The organism is Kitasatospora sp. NPDC057198 (genome assembly GCF_042670125.1).
In the GTDB taxonomy this organism is placed as follows: Bacteria; Actinomycetota; Actinomycetes; order Streptomycetales; family Streptomycetaceae; genus Kitasatospora.
In genome coordinates this window covers 1-10,782 of the sequence record NZ_JBHUWH010000263.1, presented here as the reverse complement: position 1 = coordinate 10,782, position 10,782 = coordinate 1, and the positions used below count along the sequence as shown (strand labels likewise).

Sequence of the window (10,782 nt, the reverse complement as noted above, 5' to 3'; positions counted from 1 at the left end):
CCGGCGCCTGCTGCTGGCCCAGTGGCTGCCGTCCGCGGCGGTGACCGGCGCCGAGTCACTGGTCGTCGCGTACGCCGGGGCCCGGGGCTTCCCGGCGGGCGGGTACGGCTTCCTGCTGGCCTGCCTGCCGGTCGGGATGCTCGCCGGGGACCTGCTGGTCGGCCGCTTCGCCGCCCCCGCGACCAGGGAGCGGCTGGTCGCCCCGCTGGCCGCGCTGATGGGCCTGCCGCTGCTGGTCTTCGCGCTGCCCGCCCCGCTGCCGCTGTGCGCCGCCGCCCTGCTGGCCGCCGGCACCGGCTTCGCCTACGCGCTGGGGCTGCAGCGCCGCTTCCTGGACGTGCTCCCGGCGGACGCCCAGGGCCAGGCGTTCACCCTGCTCGGCTCCGGCAACATGACCCTCCAGGGCGTCGGCCCGGCCCTGTTCGGCACCCTGGCCGTCAGCACCGGCACCGGCCCCGCGATGGCCGCCGCGGGCGCCGCCGCCACCCTGACCGCCCTGTGGATCGCCACCTGGCACCGCCCGTCCCCGTCCCCGTCCCCGGCCCCCGTCCCCGAAGCGGTCGAGGCGGCCTGAGCGGCTATTCCCCGCAGGACAGGGGGTCCGGGTCCTCCAGGACGGGGACGCAGGGCGACAGCAGCGGCTCCAGGTGCTCGGTCACCACGCCGCGCACCATCCGCAGGACGCGGACCTCGTTCTGCCGCTCGGGGTCCTCGTCGCTGCGCACGTGCAGCAGGCCGTACGACCCCGGGGCCCGCTCGCCGACCTCCGCGAAGAAGCGCAGGATCTCCGGGTCGCGGTGGTTGGGGCAGCCTGAGAGGTGGACGACCGCCTCGGCGTTCATCCACCTCACGTCGAGCAGGTAGGGGCTGCGGATCTCCGCGATCCGCCGCTCGATCTCCGCGACGGCCTCCAGGGTGCGGGCGGGCTCGTCGGCGTCATCGTCGGCGGCGGCGCTCATCAGGACGTTGATCCAGCCGTGGTATTCGAACACGGTCCGTACCCTACCGACTGCCCCTGGCGGGCCGTCAGGGCTTGAGGATCAGCCGGATCGGGTTGCCCTGCTTGGTGTGCAGGCGCTCGACGGCCTCGGCGGCGCGCTCCAGCGGGAGGACCTCGCTGACGGAGCGGGAGAAGTCCAGCCGGCCGCCCGCGGCGAGCGCGATCAGCTGCGGGACGGCCTCCTCCGCGGAGCCGTAGTGGCCGAGGATCTGCTGCTGCAGGTACGAGAAGCGGATGCTGTTGGCGACCGTCAGCGGCTGGTCGGTGAGGCCGACCAGCACCAGCCGGCCCCCCGCGCCGAGCACCGTCAGGGCCTGCTCGCGGACGGCGGGCACGCCGGCGAAGTCGAACGCGGCGGCCAGGCCCGCGCCGCCGGTGGCCGCGCCGATCCTGGCGGCGAGTTCGGGGTCGGCGGAGTCCAGGACGAGGTCCGCGCCGAAGGCGAGGGCGCGCTCGCGGGCGGCGGGTGCCGGGTCGACCGCGATGATCGGGTGGGCGCCGATCGCCCGCAGCAGCTGCACGCCGTGCGCGCCCAGGCCGCCGACACCCCAGACGCCGACTGGCTCGGCCGGGCGGACGCCGCCGGTGGTGGTCACCGCGCCCCACGGGGTGGAGACCGCGTCCGGGATGATCGAACCCTGCTCGAAGGGGATCGAGTCGGGCAGCGCGAACAGCGTGTCGACCCGGGCCAGCGCGTACTCGGCCCAGCCGCCGTCGTAGTCCACGCCGCGCGTCCAGGTGGTGCCGTCGCGCTTCTCGCCGGCCTGCAGCACCACCCGGTCGCCGACCTGCCAGCGGCCCGACTCGGCGCCCGACTCGGCGACGGTGCCCGCGACTTCGTGCCCCAGGGTGACGCTCTCGCCGGGCAGGTACAGCGGGGTGAGCGAGCCCTCGACCAGGTGGACGTCGGACAGGCAGACGCCCGCCGCCTCGACCTTCACCAGCACCTGGCCGGGGCCGGGCACCGGACGCTCCACCTCCTCGACGCCCAGCGTGCGGGTGGGCAGGTGCAGGCGGACGGCGCGCATCGTAGCCATGGTCGTTCCTCTCCGGCCGGCGGCGAGCCGCCGGCGGCCTCGTTGCCGCTCGCGACAGCCCGGCGTACCGCGGACTATCGCAAGATGACTTGCGTTGACGAGGCTACGTCGCGGCCCGGTGTAACGCAAGGAGCCTTGCGTTAGGCTCCCGGTGTGCCCCAGGACGAGAAGCCCCAGGACGAGACGCCCAAGCCCAAGGCCGCCGCACCGCTGCGCCGCCGCGGCGCCGCGATGCGCCGGGCCGTGCTGGACGCCACCGTCCGGCTGCTCGCCGAGGGCGGCCTGGAGGGCGCCAGCGTCGCCGCGGTCGCCGCCGCCGCCGGAGTGCACGAGACCTCGGTCTACCGGAACTGGGGAACGCGCGAGGCCCTGCTGCGCGAGGCCCTCGCCGACTACACCGACCAGGCCCTGCCGCTGCCCGACACCGGCAGCCTCCGCGAGGACCTGCGCCAACTCCTCACCGCCCTCGGCGCGTTCCTCGACACCCCCGAGGGCCCCGCCCTGCTGCACCTGAGCATCGCCCCCGCCACCGCCGAGACCCGCAGCGGACGCGACGCCTACTGGGCCGACCGCCTCACCCGCGCCGAACAACTGCTGCGCCGGGCCGCCGCCCGCGGCGAGATCCGCCCCGACGCCGACCCCCGCACCGCCGTCGAAGCCCTGATGAGCCCGCTGCTCGCCCGCCACCTGCTGCTCGGCGAACCCGTCACCCCCGCCTTCGTCACCGCCCTGGTCGACCTCGTCCTGGACGGCCTCGCCCCGCGCTGACCCGCTGCGCCGCTACGGTGGAGCGGTGACGACCCGGGTGATCGTGCTCAACGGCGGCTCCAGCAGCGGGAAGACCAGCCTGGCGCGGGCGCTCCAGGCCCTCCTGCCCGAGCCCTGGCTGCTCTTCGGCATCGACGGCCTGATCGAGGCGATGCCCCCGGCCGCCGAGGGCATCGACTTCGGCGCCGACGGCAGCGTCTCGGTCGGCGCCGCCTTCCGCACCCTGGAGGCCGCCTGGATGGCCGGCGTCGCCGCCACCGCACGGGCCGGCGCCCCCGTCATCGTCGACGACGTGTTCCTCTCCGGCCCCGCCTCCCAACGGCGCTGGCGCGAAGCCCTGCACGGGCTGGACGTGCTCTGGGTCGCCGTCCGCTGCGACCCCGCCACGGCCGCCGCCCGCGAGCGGGCCCGCGCCGACCGCGTCCCCGGCATGGCCGCCGACCAGGCCGAACGCGTCCACCGCGGCGTCCACCACGACCTCGAGGTCGACACCGCCCGCACCCCGCCCGCCGCCTGCGCCCGCGCCGTCGCCGACCGGCTCGCGAACGGCGACTGACGGGCGAACGGCCGCACCGGGCGCGGGGCCGCCGGCCCCGGGGGCGCAGGCGCGGGGTCAGAGGCCCCGCAGGGCCCGGCACCAGGCGTGCAGGCGGTCGGGGGAGAGGCCGGGGACGAGCGCGGCCAGCTCGGCGACCCGCTCCCGCACGACACCCGGGCCGGGGTCGTCCGCCAGCACCCAGTCGACCGCGTCGAAGTCCGGGTCGCCCCAGGTCGGGCGCGGGTCGATCGCCACCAGGCGGCCGCCCGGGCCGGCCAGCACGTTGGACGGGTGCAGGTCGCCGTGGACCAGCCCGACCGGGCCGGTGGCGGCCAGCTCCAGCGCCGCCGCCCGCTGCGCGGCCGGGAGCGGCCTGCCCCGGCGCTCGGCCAGGTCGAACACGAAGCCGACCCGGTCGGCGAGCGGCCGCAGCACCGAGCCCGCGCCCGGTACGACGGGCACCCGCAACTGCGCCAGCAGGACGGCGACTTCGGGCAGCTCCCAGCCGAGCCGCCGCACCGGCGTACCGGGCGGAACGTCCCCCAGCAGCAGCGCCCCGGCGGCCAGGTCCGCTGCCAGCAGCGGGACGACCGAGGGCGTGGCGGCCCAGTGGCCCAGCGCCTCGGCCTCTTCGCGGGCGATCGCGGGCTCCGGCGTCAGCTTCAGCCACACCACCGCGCCGCCCCGCATGCAGCGGAACACCCGGGACGTCCCGCCGCCGCCCGCCGCGGCCACCTCCAGGCCCCACCGCCCGGCCAACCCGCCCACCAGGGCGGGCAGTTCGTCGCACCATTCGGCCACCTGGGCCCCGAACCGGACGGCGAACCGCTCCCGGACCTCCGGCGGTACGCGCACCAGTTCCTCCATCGCGCCATCCTAGGCCCCCGACACAGTTAGCCTGTGGGGCGCCCACCCCCCACCGAGCGCCGAGGCCCCGATGACCGTCCACTTCGAAGCCAGCTGGTGCAACACCGGCCTGGACCCGTACCGCGACTGCGCTGCCACCTACGAGCGCTACCCGTACGACAGCGTGCCCCCGCTCGACGCCGCGCTGTTCACCGGGGCGTTCGACTGGCTGGGCGGCCCGAGCGGCGAGCCGTCCGGGCGGGCGGCCGAACTCGCCGACCTGGAACGGGCGGTGGCCGCGCTCGGGCTGGCGCTGCCGGCGGACTTCCTGACCTACCACCGCGACGCCCGGCTGTCCGGGACCCTCGACGACGTCTCGCCGACCGGCTGCTGGCAGGACCTCTCGGCGCCGCTGCCCAGTCCGGTCGAGCCCGGTGCCCACCTGGTCCGCTTCTTCCGCGACCAGCAGGACTGCGTGTTCTGGTACCTGTACCTGCGGCCGGGCGGCGAGGCGTTCGTGGTCCACTCCTGGCTCGACTACGAGTACGAACTCGGGCCGCTCGAGGACGACGAGGAACCGGCGGAGGACCTGGCGGACCCGGCTGCGATCCACTGGTGCGCCCGCTCGTTCGAGGAGTTCGTCCACCGCTACTGGCTGGAGGGCCGGATCTGCGCGGGCCGGGTGCGCGACGGCGGACTCACCGACCCCCGGCTGCTGGCCTACCTCGCGCACTACGCGCGGCAGCGGCCGGGGGCCTGAGCGCCCGTCGTCAGTGCGCGCCCACCGAGGTGATCTTGACGACGGCGCGCCCCTCCTCGTCCGAGCCGTACAGGTCGACCTCGGCGGAGATGCCCCAGTCGTGGTCGCCGTTCGGGTCGTCGAAGATCTGCCGCACCCGCCACAGGCCCTCGTCCTCGACCTCCTCGATCAGCAGCATCTTCGGGCCGCGCGCGTTCGGGCCGGTGGACAGGTCGTCGTACTCCTCCCAGTACCCGTCCATCGCGTCGGCCCAGCGGTCGGCGTCCCAGCCGTCCTCGCCGTCGAGTTCGGCCAGCGCGTCGTAGTGCTCCAGCGCGCACAGCTCGACCCGGCGGAACAGCTCGTTGCGGACCAGCACCCGGAAGGCCCGGGCGTTGGCCGTGACGGGCGCGGGCTTGTCGTCCAGGCGGACTTCGCCGGCCTCCGGCTCGGTCGGGTTGGCCAGCGCCTCCCACTCGTCCAGCAGCGAGGAGTCGACCTGCCGGACCAGCTCGCCCAGCCAGGCGATGACGTCCTTCAGGTCGTCGGTCTTGATGTCGTCCGGGACGGTCTGCTCCAGCGCCTTGAACGCGCCCGCCAGGTAGCGCAGCACGATGCCCTCGGTGCGGGCCAGCTCGTAGAAGCCCACGTAGTCGGTGAAGGTCATCGCGCGCTCGTACAGGTCGCGCACCACGGACTTGGGCCGCAGCGGGTGGTCGCCGATCCACGGGTGCGCCCGGCGGTACACCTCGTAGGCGTGGCCGAGCTGCTCCTCCAGCGGCTTCGGGTAGCTGATCTCCTGGAGCCGGTTCATCCGCTCCTCGTACTCGACGCCGTCGCGCTTCATCTCCGCGACGGCCTCGCCGCGCGCCTTGTTCTCCTGCGAGGCGAGGATCTGCCGCGGGTCGTCGAGCGTCGCCTCCACCACCGAGACCACGTCCAGCGCGTACGAGGGCGACTCCGGGTCGAGCAGGTCGAAGGCGGCCAGCGCGAAGGTGGACAGCGGCTGGTTGAGCGCGAAGTTCTCCTGGAGGTCGAGGGTCAGGCGGGCGATGCGGCCCTCGGCGTCCGGCTCGTCGAACTGCTCGACCACGCCGCCCTCCAGCAGCGAGCGGTAGATGGCGATCGCGGTGCGGATGTGGCGGCGCTGGGAGGCGCGGTCCTCGTGGTTGTCGGTGAGCAGCTTGCGCATCGCGTCGAAGGCGTTGCCCGGCCGGCCGATCACCGAGAGCAGCATCGCGTGGCTGACCTTGAACCGGGAGACCAGCGGCTCCGGGTCGGCCCCGATCAGCCGCTCGAAGGTCTCCTCCGTCCAGGACACGAAGCCGTCGGGGGCCTTCTTGCGGACCACCTTCTTGCGCTTCTTCGGGTCGTCGCCGGCCTTGGCCAGCGCCCGGTCGTTCTCCACCACGTGCTCGGGGGCCTGCGCCACCACCTGGCCGACGGTGTCGAACCCGGCCCGGCCCGCCCGGCCGGCGATCTGGTGGAACTCACGGGCCCGCAGGATCCGCACCCGCTGCCCGTCGTACTTGGACAGCGCGGTGAACAGCACCGTGCGGATCGGCACGTTGACGCCCACGCCGAGGGTGTCGGTGCCGCAGATCACCTTCAGCAGGCCGGCCTGCGCCAGGCGCTCCACCAGGCGGCGGTACTTGGGCAGCATGCCCGCGTGGTGCACGCCGATGCCGTGCCGCACGTACCGGGACAGGTTGCGGCCGAACTTGGTGGTGAAGCGGAAGTTGCCGATCAGGGAGGCGATCGCCTCCTTCTCCTGCTTCGAGCACATGTTGATGCTCATCAGCGACTGCGCCCGCTCCACCGCCTCCTTCTGGGTGAAGTGCACGACGTACACCGGCGCCTGGCCGGTGTTCAGCAGCTCCTCCAGCGTGTCGTGCAGGTTGGTGCGCCGGTACTCGTAGAACAGCGGCACCGGGCGGGTCGCCGAGCGGACGGCGGTGGTCGGGCGGCCGGTGCGCCGGGTCAGGTCCTCCTCGAAGCGGCGCACGTCGCCGAGGGTGGCCGACATCAGCAGGAACTGCACCTGCGGCAGCTCCAGGATCGGGATCTGCCAGGCCCAGCCGCGGTCCGGCTCGGCGTAGAAGTGGAACTCGTCCATCACGACCTGGCCGATGTCGGCGCGCGGGCCGTCGTGCAGGGCGATCTGGGCCAGCACCTCGGCGGTGCAGCAGATGATCGGCGCGGTCGGGTTCACCGAGGCGTCGCCGGTCATCATGCCGACCTGCTCGGTGCCGAAGATCTTGCACAGGTCGAAGAACTTCTCCGACACCAGCGCCTTGATCGGCGCGGTGTAGAACGTCCGCTTGCCCTCGGCCAGCGCGGCGAAGTGCGCGCCCGCCGCGACCAGGGACTTGCCGGAGCCGGTCGGCGTCGCCAGGATCACGTTGTTCCCGGAGACCAGCTCGATCAGCGCCTCCTCCTGGGCGGGGTAGAGGGTGATGCCGCGCTCCGACGCCCACTCGGCGAAGGTCTCGAACAGCGAGTCGGGCGTGGCGGGCTTCGGCATCAGGTCCAGGAGGGTCACCCCGCTATCTTGCCCGCACTCGATCACCGCGGGCAAAGCCCGGGTACGCACCGTGCTTCGCTCCCGCGCTCCGGCCGAACGAGTGGTCGCCCCGGGCAGCCGTGATATCACGCTGCGTGACGGAGATGATGCGGATCGATCGTCCCCGTACGGACGGGGGCGCGACCCACGGAAGGACTCCCATGCGCAGACGACTGGCGGGCGCCGCACTGGCGGCAGCAGCACTGGCGGCGGTGGCGGCGGCCCCGGCGGCCGCCACCGACATCGACACCGAGACGGTCACCGCCGTCGGCTCCCCGAGTGGCGTCGAGGCGCGCTGCCCGCACGGGTGGACGGCCAGCGACGCCAGGATCACCAACGGGGACGGCAGCCCGCTCGCCCCCGACCAGCGCTGGCACATGACCGGCGTCTTCGAGGACGGCATCCTCAACGGCGCCGCCGGCTGGATCGCCCCCTACCTCGACTCCCCGCCGCCGCCGGAGAGCATCGCGATCACCGTGGTCTGCCACCGCGACTGCTGACACCCCCGGCGGCCCTGGGCCGGCCTCACGGACAGGTGACCACCTGACCGGCCCAGGACAGGCCGCCGCCGAACGCGAACAGCAGCACCCGGGCGCCGGAGCGCAGCTCGCCGCGCTCCACCAGCTTCGCCAGCGCCAGCGGGACGGACGCCGCCGAGGTGTTGCCGGAGTCCACCACGTCCCGGGCTATCACCGCGTCCTCGGACAGGCCCAGCTTCTGCACCAGCGACTCGATGATCCGCAGGTTCGCCTGGTGGGTCACCACCCCGTCCAGCTCCGCCGGGCTCAACCCGGCCGCCCGGCACGCCTGTTCGGCCAGCGCGGGCAGCTCGGTGGTGGCCCAGCGGAACACCGCCTGGCCGTCCTGCTCGAACTGCGGGTGCCACTCGTCCAGCAGCCGCACCGCGCTGGAGCGCGACGGGTCCGAACCCCAGACCACCGGGCCGATCCCGCTGCCGTCCCCGTCCGTCGCCGACAGCACCGCCGCGCCCGCGCCGTCGCCCAGCAGGATGCAGCTGCGCCGGTCGGTCCAGTCGACCAGGTCCGACATCTTCTCCGCGCCGATCACCAGCGCGTGCTTCGCCCCGCCCGCCAGCAGCGAGTGGCTCGCCACCGACAGCGAGGTGCAGAAGCCCGCGCACCCGTTGTTCAGGTCGAACGCCACGGCGGACGGGATGCCCAGCCGCCCCGCGACCTGCGCGGCGATCGACGGGCAGCGGTCCACCGCGCTGCAGGTGGCCACCGTGACCTGCCCGATGTCCGCCGGGTCCAGCCCGGAGGCCGCCAGCGCCTTCGCGGCCGCCCCCGCCGCCAGGTCGGTCACCGACTCGTCCGGCCCGGCGATCCGCCGGGTGACGATCCCGGTGCGCCGCCGGATCCACTCGTCGTTGGTGTCCACCATCGTCGCCAACTCGTCGTTGGTCAGCACCCGGCCGGGCTGGTGGTGGCCGAGAGCGGCGATCCGGACTCCGGGCATGGTGTTCCCCTTCCGCAGCGGCCCCGGCCGGTGCCGGGGCAACGGCCCGGAATATAGCAACCGACCGGTCGGAAGCTAAAGGGCGGCCCGAGGGGCGGACGGGACGGGTCTGTCCCCACGAAGCTCGACCGCCCGGCCCGGCCAGGGGTGCTGTGGTCGGAGTCCGGTCCGTCGGGGGAGGCGGGATCCGATTGGGGCCGAGCGGAGTTCGCGGGGGAGGGGACGGCCCGGAGTGGTTCTGGTACGTTCCTCCCAGCGCATTTGAACGTGTTCAACTTGGGGGTGGGCGGAGTGTCGGACGCCGGGGGAGAACGACCGGTACCCAGGGCGGCGCGGGTGCTGGCCGGCCTGGCCGCGCTGGGCACCGCACCCGCGGTGGGCCTGGGGGTCCTCACCCTCGGCACGGCGGGTGGCATCGGATTCCTGCTGCTGGCCCTTGCCCTGGTGCTGGCCCTGCCGCTGTTCGTCCGGGACGCGGAGTCCTTCCGGACGCTCGCCCAGGCCGTCGGCTGGTTCGTGTTCGCGCTCTCGCTGTGGTGCGCCATGCTCGGGGCGTTCACGCTGACCCCCGCCGCCCTCGTCCTCGTCGCCGCCGGCCGCCAGGCCCGCCCCCGGCGCGGCTCCGGCCGGCCCCGGCGCGCCCCGCTGCTGTTCGGCGTCCTGGTGATGGCCGTGACCTGCGGCCTCACGGGCTGGTTCCTGGTCGGCGAGTGGTGGGGCGGCAAGTCCTTCCCGCGGCCCGACGCGTTCGTCGCCACCGTCCGGGAGGACAGCCCGCTGCTGCGCACCGACCCGGAGCTCCCCGTCCTGCGCTACGACGGTTCGGGCCTCGGCCACGGCGTCACGATCGTCGTCCTCGGCGAACGGCCCGGACGGCCCGGCCGGGTGCTCACCGTCTACTACCGCTCCGCCACCCCCGCCGAGACCGAGGCCCTGCGCGCCCGACTCGCCGCCCTGCCCGGCGTGCAGGACGTCGCACCCTGCCACTGGAACCTCGACTGCTGAGGCCCGTGCCGCCGCACGAGCACGCGCTGCGCCGGCGCCCCGTGCGCGTGGGCCCGTCACACCCGGCGCGCCCACCAGGGAACGTCCTCCGGTGCCAAGGGGTCCGGCAGGGTCCGATCCCGGAAGTCCTCGTCCAGCGGCTCGATCAGACGTTCGAGGGCGCGGGCGGCCGGAGCGGAGAGCAGCCCGAGCACCTCGTCCAGGAGTCCGCGGCTGCTGCGGCCGCAGCAAGCACACGGGTGGAAGTGGCGCCGGGCAGGATCCCGGGAGGTGCTCGACCAGCCGGACAGGGCCTCCGCCACGGCACCGGGCCACAGGCCGGAGGCCGCCCAGTTCGCGGCGGTCCGGATCTCGATCCGGGAGATCTCCTGCTGCACGACCGCCGGGAGGCCGGGAACGTGAGGCACGGCCCTCCAGTGGGGCCGGTGGCCGGCGGCGCGGCGCAGATCACGGGGCCGCCTGTGCGGCATGAGCGTCTTTTTTCGCAGAGCGGGCTCGTTGACCGCCTGTCAGGCTACCAGCCCGGGAACGGCTCCGGGCCGGCGGTCGCCGGCGAGGACGATCTCCAGGCGTTCGCGCTGGCGGACGCCGTGGGCGTACACGACGGGCCGGATGTCCCCGGCCCGGAGGACGCGCCGGGTGAAGGCGTCGGTCACCACCGGCTCGCGGTGGCGGAGCCCGACCGAGCTCCGCCGCACCTCCCCGAGCGGCAGCGCGCGCAGCACCGCCCGCGGCAGCGGCCCGCGCACCCTGCGGGTCGGGGCGCGGCCGCCCGTAACCGCCGCACGCATAGCGAACACCCCACCCAGT

General features: G+C 74.6%; 12 protein-coding genes and 1 pseudogene. 6 read left to right on the top strand and 7 right to left on the bottom strand.

Annotated elements, in window-relative coordinates; translation table 11 throughout:
* Positions 1-574, top strand: a pseudogene (locus ACFUEL_RS25745) (MFS transporter); the annotation flags it as partial.
* 4 nt (positions 575-578) lie between these two features.
* Here the strand turns inward: ACFUEL_RS25745 and ACFUEL_RS25740 are convergent.
* Positions 579-992, bottom strand: a complete 414-nt coding sequence (locus tag ACFUEL_RS25740; protein ID WP_380239131.1) for an Imm7 family immunity protein — start codon at positions 990-992, stop codon at positions 579-581.
* A gap of 34 nt (positions 993-1,026) precedes the next feature.
* On the bottom strand, positions 1,027-2,037 hold the full coding sequence (locus ACFUEL_RS25735; protein ID WP_380239130.1) for a zinc-binding dehydrogenase: 1,011 nt from the start codon (positions 2,035-2,037) through the stop codon (positions 1,027-1,029).
* Between the two features lie 231 nt (positions 2,038-2,268).
* Here ACFUEL_RS25735 and ACFUEL_RS25730 point away from each other — a divergent pair, with 231 nt between their 5' ends.
* Together ACFUEL_RS25730 and cpt are read left to right on the top strand one after the other, a co-directional pair.
* Positions 2,269-2,805: a TetR-like C-terminal domain-containing protein gene (locus ACFUEL_RS25730; protein ID WP_380239133.1), complete on the top strand. Its 537-nt coding sequence runs from the start codon at positions 2,269-2,271 to the stop codon at positions 2,803-2,805.
* A gap of 25 nt (positions 2,806-2,830) precedes the next feature.
* Positions 2,831-3,361 (top strand): chloramphenicol phosphotransferase CPT, encoded by a 531-nt coding sequence (gene cpt / locus ACFUEL_RS25725; RefSeq protein ID WP_380239129.1) that lies wholly within the window; start codon positions 2,831-2,833, stop codon positions 3,359-3,361.
* 57 nt (positions 3,362-3,418) lie between these two features.
* Here the strand turns inward: cpt and ACFUEL_RS25720 are convergent, their stop codons facing one another.
* Entirely contained in the window at positions 3,419-4,210 is a 792-nt protein-coding gene (locus tag ACFUEL_RS25720; protein ID WP_380239128.1) for an aminoglycoside phosphotransferase family protein, read from the bottom strand.
* A 70-nt stretch (positions 4,211-4,280) separates the two neighbouring features.
* Between ACFUEL_RS25720 and ACFUEL_RS25715 the strand changes: the two genes are divergently transcribed.
* On the top strand, positions 4,281-4,949 hold the full coding sequence (locus tag ACFUEL_RS25715; RefSeq protein ID WP_380239127.1) for a hypothetical protein: 669 nt from the start codon (positions 4,281-4,283) through the stop codon (positions 4,947-4,949).
* A 10-nt stretch (positions 4,950-4,959) separates the two neighbouring features.
* Here ACFUEL_RS25715 and ACFUEL_RS25710 read toward each other — a convergent pair whose 3' ends face one another.
* Positions 4,960-7,452, bottom strand: coding sequence for a DEAD/DEAH box helicase (locus ACFUEL_RS25710; protein ID WP_380239132.1), 2,493 nt, complete (start codon positions 7,450-7,452; stop codon positions 4,960-4,962).
* Positions 7,453-7,652: 200 nt separating this feature from the next.
* Between ACFUEL_RS25710 and ACFUEL_RS25705 the strand changes: the two genes are divergently transcribed.
* Positions 7,653-7,991, top strand: a complete 339-nt coding sequence (locus tag ACFUEL_RS25705) for a hypothetical protein (protein WP_380239126.1) — start codon at positions 7,653-7,655, stop codon at positions 7,989-7,991.
* 25 nt (positions 7,992-8,016) lie between these two features.
* On the opposite strand, the gene ACFUEL_RS25700 is transcribed toward ACFUEL_RS25705, so the two are convergent.
* A complete protein-coding gene (locus ACFUEL_RS25700; protein ID WP_380239125.1) occupies positions 8,017-8,967 on the bottom strand; it encodes a beta-ketoacyl-ACP synthase III in 951 nt (316 codons plus the stop codon).
* 336 nt (positions 8,968-9,303) lie between these two features.
* Here ACFUEL_RS25700 and ACFUEL_RS25695 point away from each other — a divergent pair, with 336 nt between their 5' ends.
* Entirely contained in the window at positions 9,304-9,972 is a 669-nt protein-coding gene (locus ACFUEL_RS25695) for a hypothetical protein (protein WP_380239124.1), read from the top strand.
* Positions 9,973-10,028: 56 nt separating this feature from the next.
* On the opposite strand, the gene ACFUEL_RS25690 is transcribed toward ACFUEL_RS25695, so the two are convergent.
* Complete coding sequence (locus ACFUEL_RS25690; RefSeq protein ID WP_380239123.1) at positions 10,029-10,379, bottom strand: hypothetical protein; 351 nt, start codon at positions 10,377-10,379, stop codon at positions 10,029-10,031.
* A gap of 102 nt (positions 10,380-10,481) precedes the next feature.
* On the bottom strand, positions 10,482-10,782 hold a 301-nt coding region (locus ACFUEL_RS25685; RefSeq protein WP_380239122.1), incomplete at its 5' end, for a hypothetical protein.